The organism is Sulfitobacter sp. AS92 (assembly GCF_038900015.1).
Taxonomy (GTDB): Bacteria; Pseudomonadota; Alphaproteobacteria; order Rhodobacterales; family Rhodobacteraceae; genus Sulfitobacter.
The window spans coordinates 1-18,233 of the sequence record NZ_JBBMQL010000009.1 but is presented as its reverse complement, the minus strand read 5'-3'; the positions used below and the strand labels follow the sequence as shown (position 1 = coordinate 18,233).

The following is an 18,233-nucleotide window of genomic DNA, read 5'->3' as shown; positions in this document are numbered from 1 at the left end:
CCAGCCTTTATCAGGGCCATGTCAGGCTTGCCAGATCAAGCGCGCCTTTCAGGAGGATATGATATGCCGTACCGCGCCGCCGTGGATGACTACCGTTTTCTGATTGAGGACGTACTGGATTTCGCAACGCTCCGCAGCACCGACCGTTTCTCTGAAGCCAGTGAAGACGTCACCGGGGCGATCCTGTCCGAGGCGGGGCGGCTTTGCGATGATGTGCTGGCCCCCTTGCAGCGGGGCGGCGATTTGCATCCGGCGAAGTTGGAAAACGGCATTGTGCGCACCTCGCCGGGGTTCGCAGAGGGCTATGCCGCGATTGCCGAAGGCGGTTGGATCGGCATGTCGGCCGATCCGGAGTTCGGCGGCATGGGCCTGCCGATGACCCTGACCAGCGCGGTTAACGAGATGATGAGCGGCGCTTGCTTGTCGCTGCAACTTGCCCCGTTGATGAGCCAAGGCCAGATTGAGGCGCTGGAGCATCATGCCTCGGACGCGATTAAAAACCTCTACTTGCCCAAGCTGATCAGCGGCGAATGGACCGGCACCATGAACCTGACCGAGCCGCAGGCCGGGTCGGACGTGGGCGCGCTCAGCAGCCGGGCCGAGGACAATGGCGACGGCACCTATGCGGTCTCGGGTCAGAAAATTTATATCTCTTGGGGCGACAATGATTTTGCGGGCAATGTCTGCCATCTCGTTCTCGCACGTCTGCCGGGTGCGCCTGCGGGGACCAAGGGGATCAGTCTGTTCCTCGTGCCGAAGTTCATTCCCGATGAGAATGGCGAGCCGGGCCAGCGCAATGGCGTCAGCGTTGTCAGCCTTGAGCACAAAATGGGCCTGCACGGATCGCCTACCGCGGTGATGCAATATGACAAGGCCACCGGCTGGATGATTGGCCGCGAGGGAGGCGGCATGGCGGCGATGTTCACCATGATGAACAACGCCCGGCTTGGCGTCGGTGAGCAGGGCATCGGCGCGGCGGAAGGGGCGTATCAACTGGCGCTCGACTATGCGTTGGAGCGCAAGCAGGGCCGCTCCCCCGTCGAGGGCGGCACCGGCACCATTGTCGACCATGCCGATGTGCGCCGGATGCTGCTGAGCATGAAGGCCGATATCTTCGCCTCTCGTGCAATTGCGCTGAGCTGCGCCTATGCCAGCGATATGGCGCGCGCCGGACAGGGCGACGAATGGGCGGCGCGGGCCGCGTTTCTGACGCCGATCACCAAGGCCTTTGGCACCGATACCGGCATGAGCGTTGCCGAGATGGGCGTGCAGGTGCATGGCGGGATGGGCTTTATCGAAGAAACCGGCGCCGCGCAGTTCAGCCGCGATGTGCGTGTCACGGCGATCTATGAGGGCACCAACGGCATTCAGGCGATGGACCTCGTGGGCCGCAAAATGATGGACGGCGGCGAGGCGGCGAACCGGCTGTTGGATGAGATCGAAGCCCATGCCGAATCCGCGCGCGGCCCGTTCCCACGCATGGCCGATGCCGTCTGGCAGGCCAGCGAAACCTTGCGCGAGTCGACCGAATGGATCACCGCGCAAAAGGACATGAATGAGCGCTTCGCCGGTGCCGTGCCCTACCTGCGCGCCTTTGCCCGCGTGCTGGGCGGGCATTTGCATCTGCAAGCCGCGATGGCTGAGAAAGCCGCAGGCGGCAGCGGCGCGCGGGAGAAGCTGGCGCGATTCTATATCCAGCGTTTGTTGCCCGAGCATCAGGGCCTGCTGGCCCATGCGCAGGCCGGGGCCGAAGACCTCTATGCGCTCGACGTCGAAGACTTGAGAAGCTGATGACAGAGCAGGCCACCCTCTCCGCCACCACGCCGAAACCGCCCAAGGGGCTGCGTACCCCCTGGGAAGTGCCGCCCGCCGAAGGGGAGGCGATCGATGTGGCGCCGGGGGTGCTCTGGTTCCGCCTGCCGCTGCCGATGAAGCTGGATCACGTTAACGTCTATGCATTGGACGATGGCGACAGTTGGACGGTGATCGATACGGGCTTTGCCTCGCGCCGGGCCAAGGACATCTGGCGGGGGCTGATGGCCGGACCGCTCGGCGGCAAGCCGGTTTCGCGCGTTGTCGTTACCCATCATCATCCCGATCACATCGGCCTTGCTGGCTGGTTGCAAACGGAGTTTGGCGCGGAACTAGTCACCACCCGCACAGCTTGGCTCACCGCGCGCATGCTAACGCTGGATGTTCAAGAGGTACCACTCGCCGAATCCCTGTCGTTCTACCGCAAGGCGGGCATGGCGGCGGCACTCTACGATAAACGCGCTAGTGAGCGTCCCTTTAACTTTTCCGATGTAGTGGCCCCTCTGCCGCTCGGTTTTACCCGTATCCGCCAAGACGACGTAATCCGCATGGGTGGGCGCGATTGGGAGGTGCATATCGGCAATGGCCACGCACCCGAGCATGCGACTTTTTGGAGCCGGGATGACAATCTGGTGATCGCAGGCGATCAAATCCTGTCTTCGATCAGCCCTAACATCGGCGTTTATCCGACCGAACCGATGGCCGATCCGATTGGAGAATGGCTGGAAGCCTGCGAGCGTCTTCTTCCGCTCGCGCGCGAAGATCATCTGGTGCTGGGCGGGCATAAATTGCCCTTCACCGGTCTGCCGACGCGCCTGAAACAGTTGATCGAAAACCACCACTCTGCGCTGCGCCGTCTGCTGATCTATATCGACACGCCGAAATCGGCAGCGGAATGTTTTGGATCGCTGTTCAAACGCAACATCGGTGAGGCGGAATATGGCCTAGCGCTGGTTGAAGCCGTCGCTCATCTAAGCCACCTTTACCAAGCCGGAGAGGCCACGCGCGCGTTGCGCGACGCCGACGGCGCTTGGGTGTATCAGCGCAGGGGGTGAACGATGGGTGATGAGGTAGAAACAGCCGCCGAGGCCTATGAAGCCGCGGCATTACCGCGCATGCATGACGTGCATACGGACCCGGAGCAGCCCAAATCAGGCGACCAGCCGCTGCCGGAATCGATGACTGCCAAATCGGTAAAGCAAAAATCTCCGGCTCAGTGGGCCTATGAGCGCGTGATACTTTACCTCAAGAATTTTGAGGAAAAGCTCGACAATGATCACGAGGCGGCGATGGGCTTTGCCGGGGGCGATGCGGGCGTGCTTCGGATCGAGGGAATGGGGTATTTCGACCCAGATATCATCACATTCTACGGCGTTGATCCGGCAGGGGCGCGGGCGCAATTGGTGCAGCATGTGGGGCAATTGAACGTGATGCTCCGGGCCTTGCCAAAGAAGGTGCCCGATGCCGCGCCACAACGGATCGGGTTCCGATTGGTCGCCGATCTAGAGGACACTTGATCGAAAAGGAATCCTCTGGGTGCAAACACGCAAGAGATTCCCCTATAACGCGCAGTCATGCGTAATGCTAGTATGGTATTCTGATGTCTATCCCCTCGTGACAGCGTGAAACGAATAGGTTAATCAGCGCCAACAAGTTGTTTTAGGGAGACGAGAATGGCTGAACATGAACATGGCAGCATGGATTACGATGCTCAGGAAAAGACCTTTGACGGGTTCATGACCTTTGTGACACGCAGCGTCGTTGCCATCCTCGCGATTTTGGTTCTGCTGGCACTCTTTGCCGGTTGATCGCTTCGTACTCCTGTCCAAGAGGGCAAGTCTTTGAAATCTCTCTTGACTACGATCGTGCTGGTGGGCGTTCTGGCTGGCTGTTCGGTGGATCAAAGCCCCGATAGCCCGCCCGATGTCGTCGCGCGTGCAGCCTATCGCTCGCCCGAGCCGCCGTCCCTCACATTGATGACCATGGTGAACAACCGCACCGGCAGCGGCGGGCATTCCGCGCTGATGGTGAATGGGTCTCAACGTGTAATCTTTGACCCTGCCGGATCGTTCCGGGACGCGCGGATGGCCGAGCGTGGCGATGTGCTCTACGGGGTGACGCCCGCGTGGCTGCAGGCCTATAAATCCGCCCATGCCCGCAGCACCTTTCATGTGGTCAGTCAGGAAATCCCGGTCAGCCCCGAAGTGGCCGAGCGGGCGCTTCAGTTGGTGACCTCCAACGGGGCGGTGCCCGGCGCCTTTTGCGCCAATGCCACCAGCGGCATTCTTAGCCAAATCCCCGGTTTTCAAAACGTCGGCTCGACCTTCTATCCCGTCAAACTGCAAGAACGGTTTGAGATGCTGCCGGGTGTCACCACGACGAAATACTACGAAGACGATGAGGGCGACGTGATCGACGCCCTGCGTGCGGCGCAACTGGCCCGCCAGTAGCGCCCGCGCTTACCCCACCAGATAGAGCATCCCATAAAGCGCCGCGGCCCCAGACAGGATCGCGGCGAGCACGTTCTTGGTCACAAGCCCCACACCCAGCGTGACCACCGCTGCAGTCACGCGCGGCAGATCAAACTGCCCGTCCGTCCCCGAGGGCCAAAGCACCTGCGGTGCCACCAGCGCGGGCAGAATCGCCACGGCGGTATAGCGCAGGTGCCGCAACAGCCACGCAGGCATCTGCTTGTTGCCCACCAACCCGGTAAAAACGAAGCGCAGGAAAAAGCTGCCCAGACCAAGACCGATGATCACGGTCCAAAGTGCGGTTTTATCGATCATCGTGCCGTGCTCCCCGGTTTGCGCCGTTCCATCCACGCCTCAACCTGCGCGCCGGTAATCATGCCAGCAAGCCCTGCAATGATCAGCCCAAGCGCATAGGGCACATCGACTGCGATGAGGCTCACGATCACCGCGACCAGTGCTGCGGCAACATGCGCCAAGGTGCGAAACATCGGCGCGATCATGGCAAGGAAGGTGATCGGAATTGCAAAATCCAGCGCCCAGCTGTCTGGCACATTTGAGCCGACCATCGCACCGACCAGCGTGAAAATATACCAAAGCGGCACCACTGGTGTCACGGTCCCAAAGAAATAGGCCATCCGCTGCGGCACGGTCATCTGCGGTTCCCGCTCATATTGGGTCATGGCCGCGACATAGGATTGATCCACCGTCATGTAAGCCGCCAGCGCCCGCTGCCAAAGCGGCGCGCCCCCGATCCACGGGGTGAGGGAGGCCGAATACATCGCCATGCGCAGGTTCACCGCCAGCGCCGAGGCGAGAACGATGGCCGTCGGCACGTCTTCTTGCAGCAGTTGCAGGGCCGTAAATTGCGCGGCCCCTGCAATCACCACAATAGAGAAGGTCAGCGTCTCGAACACGTTCAACCCGGCTTCGGTGGCCAGAAGGCCAAAGAGCGAGGCGAAGGGGATAATCACGAGCACAAAGGGCAATGCGTCAACGATACCTTTGCGATAGGCGGATTTGGTGGTGGTGATGGCCATGACGAACTCTTAAATATAATGTCAAAGGCTTAGACCTAACCGGAAGGGGATACAATTGGCCCGAGACAATGAACTTAGCAATTACCTGATCGCCCCCGATCCGAGTGCTGTTCGACTGACGCGCAATGTCTCTGGCGTGGATCACACCGGGGCGGAGGTGGCGATCAATGTGGTTGAAGAACGCCCTCTGACGATATTCCTCAACCGGCAAGAGATCGTGACCGCCATGACCATTGGCGACTATCCGGCCTATCTGGCCTTGGGCTTTCTGCGCAATCAGGGGATGCTGCGCCCGGACGAAGAGATCACCGGCGTCGACTATGACGAAGAGCTTGAGACCGTCGTCGTCCGCACCAAACGCGCCACCGACTACGAAGACAAGATGCAGCGCAAGACCCGCACCAGCGGTTGCGCCGTGGGCACTGTCTTTGGCGATATGATGGAGGGGCTGGCCGATGTACGTCTGCCCGACACGCCGGTGCGCACCTCGGACCTTTACGCGCTGGCGGCCAAGATCAACCGCACCCCAAGCCTTTATCTTGAGGCTGGGGCGATCCATGGCACGGTGCTCTGTCAGGGCGACCGGCCACTCGTTTATATGGAAGACGTGGGCCGCCACAATGCGGTCGACAAAATCGCCGGTTGGATGCTCTCCGAACGGGTCGGGGCCGAGGATAAAGTGCTCTATACCACCGGGCGGCTGACCTCTGAGATGGTGATCAAGACAGCGATGATGGGTATACCGGTGCTGGCGTCGCGCTCGGGCTTCACCGCTTGGGGGGTGGAGATTGCGCAGCAGGTGAATCTCACATTGATCGGGCGAATGCGCGGGCAGCGGTTCACCTGTTTGGCCGGGGAAAACCGGTTGATCCGCGATGCAGACCCCGCCAGCGTGGCTGACGAGCCGCGCAAAAGTGGCCGCAAGGGCGCGAAGGAATAAGATAATGAAACAACCACTTGGCGTCATTTTGGCGGGCGGGCAGGCGACCCGTATGGGCGGTGGTGACAAGGGGCTGCTGCCGCTTGGGCAAGGTACGTTGCTGTCGTCGGTAATCGACCGGCTAGAGCCGCAGGTGGCAGGGCTCGCGCTCAATGCCAATGGCGATGCGGCGCGTTTTTCTGATCTGGGTCTGCCGGTGCTGGCCGACAGTATCGAAGGGTTTGCGGGGCCGCTCGCGGGCGTGCTCGCCGGGTTGGATTGGGCGGCGGAGCAGGGGGCGGAGACGATTGTCACCGCTGCTGCCGACACGCCTTTCTTCCCCTGCGATTTGGTGCCGCGTCTGTTGCTCGCCGCTGATGGCATGACCCACCCGCTCGCCTTGGCTGCGACCCCAGACGCCAAACGCGGTAGCGCCCGGCATCCGACCTTCGGCCTCTGGCCAGTGGCCTTGCGCGACGACCTGCGCGCGGCCTTGCAGGGCGGGCTGCGCAAGGTGGTGCTTTGGACGCACGCGCATGACGGGCGCGAGGCGCTCTTCCCCGACGAAGCGGCGTTCTTCAACGTGAACACGCCTGAGGATTTGGCGAAAGCAGAGGCGATGGCATGAGGGTTTACGGCGTCGTCGGGTGGAAGAACGCGGGCAAGACCGGATTGATGGAACGGCTCGTGGCCGAGATCACAGGTCGTGGTTTCACCGTCTCCACCGTCAAACATGCGCATCACACCTTCGACGTGGACCACCTCGGCAAAGACAGCCACCGCCACCGCGTCGCTGGCGCACGCGAGGTGCTGCTGGCCTCGGGCGCACGTTTTGCCTTGATGCATGAGTTGCGCGGCGCAGAGGAGCCACCTCTGGAGGCTCATCTTGCGCGGCTCTCGCCCGTCGATCTGGTGCTCATCGAAGGCTACAAACGCGATGGCCATCCCAAGGTCGAAGCGCATCGGGCGGAGACCGGAAACGCCCTGATCGCGCCCGACGATCCCACGGTGCGCGCGGTGGCCAGCGACGTGGCGCTGCAGCTGGATCGGCCTGTGTTCGATCTGAACGACACCAAGACAATAGCTGATTTCATCCTGCGCGAGGTAGGGCTGATCACGGTCCCCGCCATGCCCACCACCGCCACCCCGCCGCCCTTGCGCAACGACTGTTTTGCCCTGCCGCCCGGCGTGCGTTGGACCCCGGTGAACGAGGCGCTGGACCTGTTGGAAAATCGCCTCCACCCCGTGACTGAAGTGGAAACCCTTCCTGCCGCCGAGGCCGGGGGGCGTATCTTGGCACAAGACGTCACCGCCATTCGCGCCAACCCGCCGCTGCCGAATACCGCAGTTGATGGCTATGGCTTTGCCGGTGCACGCGGCGAGGGGCTGCATGAAATGCCGCTGGTAGCCGGGCGCGCTGCGGCAGGGGATCGACCCGGTGCCGTGCCCACGGGGCAGGCGATCCGCGTGCTGACCGGGGCCGCACTGCCCAAAGGGGTCGATACCGTAATCTTGCAAGAGGATGTCACTGCCGAAGGCGGCGTACTGCGGTTCAACGGGTCGGTGAGGCAGGGGGCGAACACTCGCAAAGCCGGTGAGGATGTACAGGCAGGGGATATGATCATCGCGGCAGGTACGCGCGTCGGCCCTGCTGAGCTGGCGCTGCTAGCGGCGGCGGGCGTGGCGGAGGTGAGCCTGCGCAAGCGGCTGAAGGTGGGGGTGATCTCCACCGGCGACGAGTTGGTCGAGATGGGCGAGGCGGCCCGCGATGGTCAGATCTATGACGCAAACCGCCCCATGTTGCTGCAACTTGCGGCGGACTTCGGCCATGAGGCGGTCGATCTGGGCCGAGTGGCTGACGACCGGGCGGCCTTGCGCGCGCGGCTTGACGCGGCGGCAGAGCAAGTTGATGTGATCCTTACCAGTGGCGGCGCGTCGGCGGGGGACGAAGATCACGTTTCGGCCCTGCTGGCCGAGGCGGGGGCGATGCAGCTGTGGCGGATTGCGGTTAAGCCGGGGCGTCCTTTGGCGCTCGGCCTGTGGCAAGGGGTGCCGGTCTTTGGCCTGCCCGGGAATCCGGTGGCGGCGATGGTTTGTTCGCTGATCTTTGCACGCCCTGCGATGGCTTTGCTCGCCGGACGCGGCTGGCAGAAGCCTCAGGGTTTCGAGGTGCCTGCAGCGTTTGAGAAGCGCAAAAAGGCCGGGCGGCGTGAATACCTGCGCGCGCGGATGCGCGATGGCCGGGCAGAGGTTTTTGCCTCAGAAGGATCGGGCCGTATCAGCGGGCTGAGCTGGGCCGAAGGGCTGGTCGAGTTGGACGAAGCCGCCCGCGACATCAAGCCGGGCGATCTCGTCCATTTCATCCCTTACGGCAGTTTTACCGGTTAAGGCTGCGCGTTAATCGAATGTCCCGGCACATCGGCCCAGCAACATGAAGGCACGGGCGGTGCGGGTGTCGGCGAGTGACGAGATTTCCTCATCCGTTGCCTGCTTTTCGAACTCCGCAAAGGTCCGGTCAAACCGGCGCAGGAAGTGATGCGCCGCATCGCGGAAGATCGGGTCTTGCCGCATCCGCGCATTGGCCAGCGCCAAGGATGACCGATCCCGGATGCCCCCCAAAGGCGCGATCGTGCGGCCCCGCGCACCGTTTGCGAATTGACGCCAAACTTCGGGGCGGGCCCGGTCGGGGCGCAGGTCGTCCATGTAAATGCCGTCTTGGCTCAGCAGGGTCAGCACATCCTGTGCGGCCTGCACCAGCTGCGCGGCGGAGCGGTCTTTCAGCGCGCGGCGCAGCGCGTCGAACCCGGCCTGATCTTCCGCCGTTTCGGGGAAATTCAGCGCACGGGTGAAATCCTCGGCAGAGAGTGGCTGCGCACTGTCACCCGCTTGCGTGCCAAGCGCCAGCGTGGGTTGGTCTTCGGCGGCGGGTGGCGTCGGCGCGGCGGCAGGGGTGACAGGGCGCGCAGGCCCGTCGCGACCCTGAAGCCCGGCCAGCGCGATCTCGGTCTTTCGCGCACTGGCGGCGAGTTCATCCAGCTTGCGCGCGATGCTGCTTTCGCCCGCAGGTTTGTTGCCCTGCTGTTGCGAGAGATAGGAATGTCGGATCGCGTCGATCGCGGCCTGAAGACGTTGGCTTTCCTCGCGCATGACCCGCCCGGCGCGGGCGGCGGTGGCCCCGACCCAGATCATCGCGACCGGCATAATCACCACGAGAAGGATCAGCAGCCCGCGCAGTCCACCGTTACTGGCACCTTCTGGCACCTCGGCGGCGATAAAGGTGAAATAGACCGCCGTGCCAAGCAGCCAAACCGCTGAGAGCGCACCCGCGATGATCTCGATCTCAGTGATGCTGCTGCCTTTAGGTCGGTCATAGAGACCGATCGGCGCGGGCCGTGCAGCACCTTCCCCGCTGCGCGGGGCGCGGGGGGGATGATGGCCGGATGCGGAAGTGTCGGGGTCTGCCATGTCAGCCTTCCCGTTCAAGCGTAGACGATCTTGAGAACCTCATAGGACTTCTGCCCCCCGGGGGTGCGCACCTCAACGGAATCACCTTCGTCTTTGCCAATCAGCGCACGGGCGATGGGCGACTTGATGTTCAAAAGACCCTTTTCGATATTGGCCTCATATTCGCCAACGATCTGATAGGTCTTCTCTTCGTCGGTATCTTCATCCACCAGCGTCACCGTAGCGCCGAATTTGATCGAACCCGATAGTTTCTTGGGGTCGATCACGTCCGCGAGCGAGATCACGCCCTCAAGCTCTTTGATGCGGCCTTCGATGAACGACTGTTTTTCCTTGGCTGAATGATACTCGGCATTTTCCGACAGGTCACCATGTTCGCGCGCTTCGGCGATAGCCTTGATGATGGCGGGCCGTTCAACCGATTTCAGGTGCTTAAGTTCGACTTCGAGCGCGGTGTGACCGTCGCGGGTCATCGGGATCTTTTCCATGGCGGTGTGCCTACATAATGAGGGCCGCACCTGGGTTTTCGCCGGGGGGCGGCCAATTGCGTGTTAACTTGGCAGTTACCTGACCCAAACTGCCTGCCAATTGCAAGAGCCTAACGCCCGTGAGATCGGCGGTTGGATGCCGTCAATCCTGTCTCAACCGTGTAATAGCATTACTGCTGCAGGTATGGTGAAAAGACGGCTGATTGTACTATCTGATGGGGAACAAACCGGCGGCCTGATGGATCGCGCGCCATGTTATGTCGCTGGGGCCATGTTTTGCGCAATAAACGCAGGGTCGCGATTGCAATGCGTGCGGCGGTGGTTTAGCCAAATTCAAACCGAATTTGCCGTGAGGGAGCACCAAGAATGGCCGAGATTGAACGCGAAGCGATGGAATATGACGTTGTGATCGTTGGCGCCGGGCCTGCGGGCCTGTCGGCTGCGATCCGGCTCAAACAACTGGACGCCGATTGCAATGTCGTGGTGCTAGAGAAGGGCTCAGAAGTGGGCGCGCATATCCTGTCGGGCGCGGTGCTTGATCCTTGCGGGCTGGACGCGCTGATCCCTGATTGGAAGGAAAAAGGCGCGCCGATCAAAGTGCCGGTTAAAGAAGACAACTTCTATCTGTTGGGCGAGGCGGGCAAGCTGCGCATCCCCGAATTTCCGATGCCGCCACTGATGAAGAACCACGGCAATTACATCGTCTCCATGGGCAATGTCTGCCGCTGGATGGCCGAGCAGGCCGAAGAACTGGGCGTCGAAGTCTTCCCCGGCATGGCCTGTTCAGAACTGGTGTTCGGTGAGAACGGCGAAGTCAAAGGCGTTGTCGCCGGTGAGATGGGGCGTCAGGCCGATGGCACCCCCGGCCCAAGCTATGAGCCGGGCATGGAGCTTCATGGTAAGTATGTCTTCCTCTCCGAAGGCGTGCGCGGCAGCCTGAGCAAACAGGTGATCGCGAAATACGGGTTGGACGAGGGTAAAGAGCCGCAGAAATACGGCCTTGGCATGAAAGAGATCTGGGAGATTGATCCCGCCAAGCACCGTGAAGGTACCGTCACCCACACGATGGGCTGGCCGCTAAACAGCAATGCGGGCGGTGGGTCGTTTATCTATCACCTTGAGAATAATCAGGTTTACGTCGGTTTCGTTGTCCACCTCGGCTACAAGAACCCGCATGTTTTCCCTTACATGGAATTCCAGCGCTTCAAGCATCACCCGATGGTGGCCGAGCTGCTTGAGGGTGGCAAACGTGTCGCCTACGGCGCGCGGGCAATCACTGAAGGCGGCTATCAGTCGATGCCCAAGATGGTGGCCCCCGGCGTGGCCCTGCTGGGCTGTTCGGTCGGCATGGTCAACGTGCCGCGCATCAAGGGCAATCACAACGCCATGCTGTCCGGCAAAGCCGCAGCCGAAGCCGCCTATGCCGCAATCCAAGCGGGTCGGGGCGGAGATGAATTGACCGAATATGAAACCGATGTGCGCGAAGGTCCGATTGCCGAAGACCTCAAGAAAGTGCGCAACGTCAAACCGCTGTGGTCGAAATACGGCCTGACCGCGTCGCTGGCGCTTGGTGGGTTCGACATGTGGACCAACACGCTCGGCTTTTCGTTGCTGGGCACTTTGGGCCACGGGAAATCTGATGCCGAGGCGACAGAACCTGCGGATAAGCACAAGAAAATCGACTACCCCAAACCCGACGGCAAGCTCAGCTTTGACCGTCTGACCAACGTGGCGTTCTCTTTCACCAACCACGAGGAAAGCCAGCCTGCGCACCTCAAGTTGAAAGACCCGAGCATCCCGGTCGAGGTGAACCTGCCGAAATACGCAGGCCCATCGGCGCGCTACTGCCCGGCGGGGGTGTATGAGTTCGTCGAGGATGAGAAGACCGGTGAGACGCGGTTCCAAATCAACTTCCAGAACTGCGTGCATTGCAAGACCTGCGACATCAAAGACCCCACGCAGAACATCGTTTGGACCACGCCGCAGGGCGGGGACGGGCCGAACTACCCCAATATGTAAAGAGTGATCGAATTGGCACGTAGAAAGGACCGGCACGCGAGGGCGCGTCGGTCTTTTCTGTTTCTCGGTCGGCGAAATCCTGTCTGCGGCGCGTCTCATCGGGGCCACGCCATTGCACCCGGGCACAGAGGTGATAGCCTGAGCGCAAAGCGATATGAGGCGGTTTGCATGTTTCGGAATGTCCTAGGGTTCACCAGCGTCGCGGCGCTTTGCATCGGCCTTTCTGCGCCTTTAATGGCGCAATCTATCGCGGGCCCCTATCTGGCCGGGCGCCATGCCGCGGTGAACAGCGACTATCCTGAGGCCGCGCGCTATTACACCCAAGCGCTAGCCAATGATCCCAAAAACATCGAACTGATGGAAAGCGCCGTGCTGTCCTACCTGTCGCTGGGGCGGGTTGAGAAAGCGGTGCCATTAGCGCGCAACATGATTACCTTGGGCACGAAAAGCCAAGTGGCTGAAATGGCCCTCGTGGCTGGCATGGCAAAGGAGGGCGATTACGACGCTCTTTTGAAGCGTGACACCTCGGCGATCGGCCCTTGGGTCGGTGGGCTGGTGCAGGCTTGGGCGCATATGGGCGCTGGCGATGCCACCGCTGCCATGGCCGCTTTCGATAGCCTAAGCGAAGAAGCCGGGATGCAGGGTTTTGTGATGTATCACAAAGCCTTAGCACTGGCGAGTGTCGGCGATTTCGAAGGGGCCGAGGCGATCTTTGCCAGTGATGCCGCGGGGGCGGCGGGCCAGACCCGACGTGGGGTGATGGCCCATGCTGAAATCCTTGGCCAATTGGACCGCAGCGATGATGCGCTTGCTGTGCTCAAAGACGGTTTCGGCGATGACACCGATCCAGAGATCGCGCGGCTGATCGAAACCTTGCAACAAGACGCGCCCGCCCCTTTCAGTCATATGCCTGACGCGCAGGCCGGGATGGCCGAGGTGTTTTTCACCTTCGCCGCCGTGCTGCGCAACGAGGCGGCGGGGGATTACTATGTGCTGCTTTATTCCCGCATCGCCCGCTACCTGCGCCCCGATCACATCGACGCGCTGCTGTTGACGGCAAGCCTGCTGGAAAACCTTGGTGAGCATGATCTGGCGATTGCCGAATATAAATCCCTGCCTGCCAATAGCCCCGCCTATCACGCCGCCGAATTGGGCCGTGCCGAAGCGCTGCGCCGCTCGGGCAAAACCGCGCAGGCCATCGAAGTGTTGGAGCAGCTCGCGCGGAGCCATGGTAGTCTTGCTGTCGTACACTCGACGCTGGGCGATATGCTGCGGGCTGAGGAAGACTATGAGGCGGCCATTGCCTCCTACGATCAGGCGCTTGACCTGACCGCCGAAACCGCCCGCGCCCGTTGGGTGCTGTTCTACGCCCGCGCCATCGCCAAGGAACGCAGTGGCGATTGGGAAGGATCCGAGGCTGATTTCCGCGCGGCGCTCAAACTGAACCCCGAGCAGCCGCAGGTCTTGAACTATCTCGGCTATTCACTGGTCGAACAGCAGCGCAGCTTGGACGAGGCGTTGGACATGATCGAACGCGCCGTCGCGGCCAGCCCCGACAGCGGTTATATCGTCGATTCTCTGGGCTGGGTGTTCTACCGTCTGGACCGCTACGACGAGGCGGTGGAGCAGATGGAACGCGCGGTTGAGTTGGAGCCCGTCGATCCGGTGGTGAATGATCACCTCGGAGATGTCTACTGGGCCGTGGGCCGTAAACGCGAGGCCGAGTTCCAGTGGCGCCGGGCGCTGTCCTTCGTGGACCTGACCGATGCGGATTCCGAAGCCGACCCCGAGCGGATGCGCCGTAAACTGGAGGTTGGGCTTGATGCCGTGCTGTCCGAAGAGGGCGCGCCGCCCCTAAAGGTTGCCGCAGACGAATGACCGTTATGGAAGATGCGGCGCCAGCCGGCCCCGGCGCTGCGGCGTCGCGGATGGCTTGGGCCAAGGTGAACCTGACCCTGCATTGCACCGGCCAGCGCGCAAACGGCTATCATCTGTTGGACTCGCTTGTGGTCCGTGTGGGCGTGGGCGACGCGCTGCACGTGGCACCCGCTGAAAACCTGACCCTCACCATCAGCGGCCCGCGCGCTGATGGCGTGCCGACTGATGCGCGAAACCTCGTGCTGCGGGCGGCTGAGATGCTGGATGCAGATGCGGGCCGGGGTGCGGCGCTGCATCTGGTTAAACATCTGCCCGCTGCTGCGGGTATCGGCGGCGGCTCTGCCGATGCGGCGGCAGCGCTACAGTTGCTCTCTGCGCATTGGGGCGTGCCGCTGCCTGCTGATACAGCACGACTCGGCGCGGATGTGCCGGTATGCCTCACCCGCGGCCCCCAGCGGATGCAGGGAGTGGGGGAGATACTTTCCCTACTGCCGCCGCTTCCGGCCTGCCACATTGTGCTGGTGAATCCCGGCGTAGATGTGCCGACGCCCGCGGTCTTCGCGGCCCTGACCGACAAGAACCAACCGCCGATGCCGGATGTGATTCCGATATTTGCAGATTTTGCTGGATTTGTTGATTTTCTGCGCCTGCAGCGCAATGATCTCGCCGCCCCTGCCATCGCGCGCGCGCCGGTCATCGCGTCTTGTTTGGAGGCACTGAGTGACGCGGCACTCGCGCGAATGTCAGGCTCTGGCGCGACGTGTTTCGGCATTTACGCGACCGCCAAAGAGGCTGAAACCGCCGCTCATCGCATCAAGACCACCGCCGCGCCCAATTGGTGGGTCGCCGCCGCACCGATTTTGGTCGCTTAGCTGATCCGGCTGACGACGTAGTCGGCCAGATCGATCAACATGTCTTTTAACTCGTGGTTGGGCAGGGGGGCGAGCGCTGTTTTGGCTTTTTCGGCCCAGCCATGCGCATCGCGCTGCGTGGCGGCAAGCGTGTCGTGTTTGTTTAAAATAGAGAGCGCTTGGTCGAGGTCGCCGTCCTCTTGTTTGCCCTTTTCAATAGTGCGGACCCAAAATGCGCGCTCCTCCGCATCGGCCTTGGCCACGGCCTTGATCACGGGCAGGGTTAGCTTACGCTCCCGGAAATCGTCGCCCACGTTCTTGCCCGTGGCGCCGGTATCTCCCTGATAATCCAGCAAATCATCGACAATTTGAAATGCAATGCCAAGCGCGTCGCCATAGTCATAAAGCGCTTTAACCTGATCTGTCGGCGCACCGGCAATCACGCCGCCCACTTCCGTCGCGGCAGAGAAGAGCGCCGCCGTTTTACCGCGCACCACTTGCAAATAGACCGCCTCATCGGTGGCTAAATTCTGTGCCGCAGTCAACTGCAGCACTTCGCCCTCGGCAATCGTCGCCGCAGCGTTGGACAGAATGCGCATGACGGGCATCGAACCCGGTTCGGTCATCAACTGAAAGCTGCGCGCGAAAAGATAATCGCCGACCAGCACCGAAGACTGGTTGTCCCACAATAGGTTGGCGGTCGGTCGCCCCCGCCGCTGCGCGCTTTCGTCGACCACATCGTCATGCAGCAGGGTCGCGGTGTGAATGAACTCTACCGTGGCGGCCAGATGCACGTGATAGGGCCCGCCGTAGCCACACATCCGCGCTGCGGCCAACGTCAGCATCGGGCGCAGGCGCTTGCCGCCAGCTTCGACCAGATGGGCGGTGACTTCGGGGATACGGGGCGCGTGTTTGGAGGCCATTCGCTCGCGGATCAGCGCGCTAACCGCCTGCATATCATCGGCCAAATAGGCCGCCATTTGGTCGTGCGGTTTCATTGTTGCATCACTTTTCATCGTCATTTCCCACGTCCCGCTCGACATGCCGGCAATCCGGCTCTACATCTTTGATATGAAGGAACTTTTGCGCAGCACCGACATGACCATCATCGCCTTTGCCACCGCCCTCCTTAGGGGGGAGGATATAGACTGCTTTGAAATGGACGTAAACATGAGCGTGCTCGAAGGCGGCATTGGAATCTTCCCCCGCCGCCTAATGGTGCACCCTGATGACCATGACGCCGCCCTTCGGGTGATGCGCGACAATGAGATCCCGCTCGGCCTGTGAGCCTTTTTGCCGAAGACGACCTGACCTGTGACGCCTTTCTGGGCGGTAAGCTGCGCCTGTGGCAACCGCGCCGGGGGCGGGGCTATCGCGCCGGGGTGGACCCGGTTCTGCTGGCCGCGAGTGTCGAAGCCACGCCGGGGCAAAGCGTACTGGAACTGGGCTGCGGGGTGGGCGCCGCGGTGCTGTGCCTGAGCGCTCGGGTGCCGGGGCTGGCGCTGACGGGGTGCGAATTGCAGCCCGCCTACGCCGATCTCGCGCGGCGCAATGGCGGAGATGAGTTGGAGGTGGTCGAGGCCGATCTGACCGACATGCCCTTGCATCTGCGTCAGCGGCAATTCGATCATGTGTTGGCCAATCCGCCCTATTTTGATCGCGCCGCCTCGGTTCAGTCCCGTGATCCGGGGCGGGAGGCGGCCTTGGGCGAAGCTACGCCCCTGCGACAATGGGTCCGCATCGCCGCAAAACGGCTGAAACCCAAGGGGCAAGCGCATTTTATCCACCGTGCGGAACGGCTGCCCGAGCTTTTGGCGGCGCTTCCGCATGAGATGGGGTCAGTCGAAGTGCTGCCCTTGGCCTCGCGGGCGGGGCGGATGCCTGAACTGATTCTGCTTCGGGCGCGCAAGAACGGGCGGGGCGCCTTTCAACTGCATCACAGCTATGCCATGCACCTTGGGGCGCGGCATGAAGGCGACCGCAAAAGCTATGTGCCCGAAATTGAAGCGGTCCTGCGCCGCGGCGCACAATTGCTCTATCCCAATTCTTAAGCATTTTTTCACCAACTTCACCCCTATGCTGCGGTGCTGCGTGACTTGTGGGTCGCGCTGTGGTCCACTTAATTTCTAAACACCAATCATGGAGGATTGTATGGCTTTAAACGCACATCTGGACACTCTGAAGCGGAAGCATCAGGCGATGAGTGAGGCGGTCGAAACCGCTCAGCGCGCCCCCGGTTCGGACGATCTGCAAGTGGCTTCCATGAAGAAAGAAAAATTGCGCTTGAAGGAGGAGATCAGCCGCCTGTCGAGCTGACCTGCTAAGAAAGAAGAAAATCTTCTGATGGCTGTCGTTCCGCTCTGGCGGAGCGGCAGCTTCGCGTTTCTGCTATGGTTAATGCATACTCAAGCCGTGCGGTGACCTGTTAGCAGATGTTGCTCCGCGCCGATGTGAAAAAGGCCAGCCCCGCAAAGGGCTGGCCTTTTCAATTCTAATAGATCTTGCCAGTTAAACGACGAATTGTGCGCCGTTTGCTGAAATGGTCGAGCCATTGATGAAGCCCGCGTCATCCGACACCAAAAAGGCGACAGCACGGGCGATCTCTTCGGGTTCACCCAGACGCCCTGCGGGGATCTGCGCGATAATGCTTTCACGGACCTTTTCAGGCACAGCCATGACCATATCGGTTGCGATATAGCCGGGGCAGATTGCATTGGCGGTGATGCCTGCACGCGCGCCTTCTTGGGCCAGTGATTTCACAATGCCCAGATCGCCTGCCTTGGTCGCGGCATAGTTGACCTGTGCGAACTGGCCCTTCTGCCCATTGATAGATGAAATAACGACCACGCGTCCGAATTTGCGTTCGCGCATGCCGGGCCATACCGGGTGGATCGTGTTGAAAACGCCGGTGAGATTGGTGGCGATGACTTCGTTCCACTGATCGGGCGTCATCTTGTGGAAAGGCGCGTCGCGGGTGATGCCCGCATTGGCGACGACCACTTCGATGGAGCCAAGATCAGCCTCAACCTTTTCGATCCCTGCTTTGGAGGCGTCGTAATCTGCCACGTTCCATTTGTAGGTCTTGATGCCGGTTTCTTCGGTAAATTTCGCGGCGGCTTCGTCATTGCCGGCATAAGTCGCGGCGACGGTATAGCCCTTGTCCTTCAGCGTGGTGGAAATGGCCGCGCCAATACCGCGGCTGCCTCCGGTGACCAAAGCGATGCGTGACATGTAATCCCTCCCTCAAGGTAATGTTCTTGCAAATGCATGTTTCGGCGCGCAACAAAGTTGCGCGC

General features: G+C 61.5%; 20 protein-coding genes. 14 read left to right on the top strand and 6 right to left on the bottom strand.

Annotated features, from left to right (window positions below; all coding sequences use genetic code 11):
* The first annotated feature begins 63 nt into the window (after positions 1–63).
* From WNY61_RS14910 to WNY61_RS14890, 5 genes are all read left to right on the top strand, one after another.
* Positions 64–1,791, top strand: a complete 1,728-nt coding sequence (locus WNY61_RS14910) for an acyl-CoA dehydrogenase (protein ID WP_342852209.1) — start codon at positions 64–66, stop codon at positions 1,789–1,791.
* On the top strand, positions 1,791–2,867 hold the full coding sequence (locus WNY61_RS14905) for an MBL fold metallo-hydrolase (protein ID WP_342852208.1): 1,077 nt from the start codon (positions 1,791–1,793) through the stop codon (positions 2,865–2,867). Before WNY61_RS14910 ends, WNY61_RS14905 begins: the two co-directional genes overlap by 1 nt.
* A 3-nt stretch (positions 2,868–2,870) precedes the next feature.
* Positions 2,871–3,329, top strand: a complete 459-nt coding sequence (locus tag WNY61_RS14900) for a DUF6173 family protein (protein ID WP_342852207.1) — start codon at positions 2,871–2,873, stop codon at positions 3,327–3,329.
* 156 nt (positions 3,330–3,485) lie between these two features.
* On the top strand, positions 3,486–3,620 hold the full coding sequence (locus WNY61_RS14895) for an aa3-type cytochrome c oxidase subunit IV (RefSeq protein WP_007118959.1): 135 nt from the start codon (positions 3,486–3,488) through the stop codon (positions 3,618–3,620).
* 33 nt (positions 3,621–3,653) lie between these two features.
* The gene (locus WNY61_RS14890; RefSeq protein ID WP_342852205.1) at positions 3,654–4,262 is read left to right on the top strand and encodes a hypothetical protein; all 609 of its coding nucleotides are present in this window, start codon (positions 3,654–3,656) and stop codon (positions 4,260–4,262) included.
* A gap of 9 nt (positions 4,263–4,271) precedes the next feature.
* On the opposite strand, the gene WNY61_RS14885 is transcribed toward WNY61_RS14890, so the two are convergent.
* Entirely contained in the window at positions 4,272–4,598 is a 327-nt protein-coding gene (locus WNY61_RS14885; protein ID WP_342852203.1) for an AzlD domain-containing protein, read from the bottom strand.
* Positions 4,595–5,320, bottom strand: a complete 726-nt coding sequence (locus WNY61_RS14880) for an AzlC family ABC transporter permease (RefSeq protein ID WP_342852202.1) — start codon at positions 5,318–5,320, stop codon at positions 4,595–4,597. The genes WNY61_RS14885 and WNY61_RS14880 overlap by 4 nt, the downstream gene beginning before the upstream one ends.
* Before the next feature lie 49 nt (positions 5,321–5,369).
* Here WNY61_RS14880 and WNY61_RS14875 point away from each other — a divergent pair, with 49 nt between their 5' ends.
* From WNY61_RS14875 to WNY61_RS14865, 3 genes are read left to right on the top strand one after another with little or no spacing between them, the layout of a single operon-like run.
* A complete protein-coding gene (locus WNY61_RS14875) occupies positions 5,370–6,260 on the top strand; it encodes a formate dehydrogenase accessory sulfurtransferase FdhD (protein WP_342852361.1) in 891 nt (296 codons plus the stop codon).
* A 4-nt stretch (positions 6,261–6,264) separates the two neighbouring features.
* On the top strand, positions 6,265–6,867 hold the full coding sequence (gene mobA / locus WNY61_RS14870) for a molybdenum cofactor guanylyltransferase MobA (RefSeq protein WP_342852200.1): 603 nt from the start codon (positions 6,265–6,267) through the stop codon (positions 6,865–6,867).
* Positions 6,864–8,627, top strand: a complete 1,764-nt coding sequence (locus tag WNY61_RS14865; protein WP_342852199.1) for a bifunctional molybdopterin-guanine dinucleotide biosynthesis adaptor protein MobB/molybdopterin molybdotransferase MoeA — start codon at positions 6,864–6,866, stop codon at positions 8,625–8,627. Before mobA ends, WNY61_RS14865 begins: the two co-directional genes overlap by 4 nt.
* 9 nt (positions 8,628–8,636) lie before the next feature.
* On the opposite strand, the gene WNY61_RS14860 is transcribed toward WNY61_RS14865, so the two are convergent.
* Both WNY61_RS14860 and greA read right to left on the bottom strand, forming a co-directional pair.
* Positions 8,637–9,704, bottom strand: a complete 1,068-nt coding sequence (locus tag WNY61_RS14860) for a hypothetical protein (RefSeq protein ID WP_342852198.1) — start codon at positions 9,702–9,704, stop codon at positions 8,637–8,639.
* Between the two features lie 14 nt (positions 9,705–9,718).
* The gene (gene greA, locus WNY61_RS14855) at positions 9,719–10,189 is read right to left on the bottom strand and encodes a transcription elongation factor GreA (protein ID WP_342852196.1); all 471 of its coding nucleotides are present in this window, start codon (positions 10,187–10,189) and stop codon (positions 9,719–9,721) included.
* Between the two features lie 366 nt (positions 10,190–10,555).
* On the opposite strand from greA, the gene WNY61_RS14850 reads away from it, so the two are divergent.
* The 3 genes from WNY61_RS14850 (at position 10,556) to WNY61_RS14840 (ending at position 14,958) form a co-directional block, all read left to right on the top strand.
* Complete coding sequence (locus WNY61_RS14850; protein ID WP_342852195.1) at positions 10,556–12,208, top strand: electron transfer flavoprotein-ubiquinone oxidoreductase; 1,653 nt, start codon at positions 10,556–10,558, stop codon at positions 12,206–12,208.
* Between the two features lie 168 nt (positions 12,209–12,376).
* On the top strand, positions 12,377–14,086 hold the full coding sequence (locus tag WNY61_RS14845) for a tetratricopeptide repeat protein (RefSeq protein ID WP_342852194.1): 1,710 nt from the start codon (positions 12,377–12,379) through the stop codon (positions 14,084–14,086).
* Positions 14,083–14,958, top strand: coding sequence for a 4-(cytidine 5'-diphospho)-2-C-methyl-D-erythritol kinase (locus WNY61_RS14840; RefSeq protein WP_342852193.1), 876 nt, complete (start codon positions 14,083–14,085; stop codon positions 14,956–14,958). Before WNY61_RS14845 ends, WNY61_RS14840 begins: the two co-directional genes overlap by 4 nt.
* On the opposite strand, the gene WNY61_RS14835 is transcribed toward WNY61_RS14840, so the two are convergent.
* Positions 14,955–15,953, bottom strand: coding sequence for a polyprenyl synthetase family protein (locus WNY61_RS14835; protein WP_342852360.1), 999 nt, complete (start codon positions 15,951–15,953; stop codon positions 14,955–14,957). The two genes, WNY61_RS14840 and WNY61_RS14835, sit on opposite strands and share 4 nt — an antisense overlap.
* A 55-nt stretch (positions 15,954–16,008) precedes the next feature.
* Between WNY61_RS14835 and WNY61_RS14830 the strand changes: the two genes are divergently transcribed.
* The 3 genes from WNY61_RS14830 (at position 16,009) to WNY61_RS14820 (ending at position 17,253) form a co-directional block, all read left to right on the top strand.
* Positions 16,009–16,224 (top strand): DUF2007 domain-containing protein, encoded by a 216-nt coding sequence (locus WNY61_RS14830; protein ID WP_040700850.1) that lies wholly within the window; start codon positions 16,009–16,011, stop codon positions 16,222–16,224.
* Positions 16,221–16,988, top strand: a complete 768-nt coding sequence (locus WNY61_RS14825; RefSeq protein WP_342852191.1) for a methyltransferase domain-containing protein — start codon at positions 16,221–16,223, stop codon at positions 16,986–16,988. Before WNY61_RS14830 ends, WNY61_RS14825 begins: the two co-directional genes overlap by 4 nt.
* A gap of 100 nt (positions 16,989–17,088) precedes the next feature.
* Entirely contained in the window at positions 17,089–17,253 is a 165-nt protein-coding gene (locus tag WNY61_RS14820; RefSeq protein ID WP_083804549.1) for a DUF465 domain-containing protein, read from the top strand.
* 192 nt (positions 17,254–17,445) lie between these two features.
* Here WNY61_RS14820 and phbB read toward each other — a convergent pair whose 3' ends face one another.
* A complete protein-coding gene (gene phbB, locus WNY61_RS14815) occupies positions 17,446–18,168 on the bottom strand; it encodes an acetoacetyl-CoA reductase (protein ID WP_342852189.1) in 723 nt (240 codons plus the stop codon).
* Positions 18,169–18,233: the final 65 nt, after the last annotated feature.

What these genes read in the sequence shown, in the direction of transcription:
- WNY61_RS14835 (WP_342852360.1), bottom strand. Translation starts at nt 15,953, where the DNA reads ATGAAAAGTGATGCAACAATGAAACCGCACGACCAAATGGCGGCCTAT.
- WNY61_RS14905 (WP_342852208.1), top strand. Translation starts at nt 1,791, where the DNA reads ATGACAGAGCAGGCCACCCTCTCCGCCACCACGCCGAAACCGCCCAAG.
- WNY61_RS14845 (WP_342852194.1), top strand. Translation starts at nt 12,377, where the DNA reads ATGTTTCGGAATGTCCTAGGGTTCACCAGCGTCGCGGCGCTTTGCATC.
- WNY61_RS14910 (WP_342852209.1), top strand. Translation starts at nt 64, where the DNA reads ATGCCGTACCGCGCCGCCGTGGATGACTACCGTTTTCTGATTGAGGAC.
- WNY61_RS14900 (WP_342852207.1), top strand. Translation starts at nt 2,871, where the DNA reads ATGGGTGATGAGGTAGAAACAGCCGCCGAGGCCTATGAAGCCGCGGCA.
- WNY61_RS14830 (WP_040700850.1), top strand. Translation starts at nt 16,009, where the DNA reads ATGAAGGAACTTTTGCGCAGCACCGACATGACCATCATCGCCTTTGCC.
- WNY61_RS14880 (WP_342852202.1), bottom strand. Translation starts at nt 5,320, where the DNA reads ATGGCCATCACCACCACCAAATCCGCCTATCGCAAAGGTATCGTTGAC.
- WNY61_RS14840 (WP_342852193.1), top strand. Translation starts at nt 14,083, where the DNA reads ATGACCGTTATGGAAGATGCGGCGCCAGCCGGCCCCGGCGCTGCGGCG.
- greA (WP_342852196.1), bottom strand. Translation starts at nt 10,189, where the DNA reads ATGGAAAAGATCCCGATGACCCGCGACGGTCACACCGCGCTCGAAGTC.
- WNY61_RS14885 (WP_342852203.1), bottom strand. Translation starts at nt 4,598, where the DNA reads ATGATCGATAAAACCGCACTTTGGACCGTGATCATCGGTCTTGGTCTG.
- WNY61_RS14865 (WP_342852199.1), top strand. Translation starts at nt 6,864, where the DNA reads ATGAGGGTTTACGGCGTCGTCGGGTGGAAGAACGCGGGCAAGACCGGA.
- WNY61_RS14820 (WP_083804549.1), top strand. Translation starts at nt 17,089, where the DNA reads ATGGCTTTAAACGCACATCTGGACACTCTGAAGCGGAAGCATCAGGCG.
- WNY61_RS14850 (WP_342852195.1), top strand. Translation starts at nt 10,556, where the DNA reads ATGGCCGAGATTGAACGCGAAGCGATGGAATATGACGTTGTGATCGTT.
- WNY61_RS14895 (WP_007118959.1), top strand. Translation starts at nt 3,486, where the DNA reads ATGGCTGAACATGAACATGGCAGCATGGATTACGATGCTCAGGAAAAG.
- WNY61_RS14860 (WP_342852198.1), bottom strand. Translation starts at nt 9,704, where the DNA reads ATGGCAGACCCCGACACTTCCGCATCCGGCCATCATCCCCCCCGCGCC.
- phbB (WP_342852189.1), bottom strand. Translation starts at nt 18,168, where the DNA reads ATGTCACGCATCGCTTTGGTCACCGGAGGCAGCCGCGGTATTGGCGCG.
- mobA (WP_342852200.1), top strand. Translation starts at nt 6,265, where the DNA reads ATGAAACAACCACTTGGCGTCATTTTGGCGGGCGGGCAGGCGACCCGT.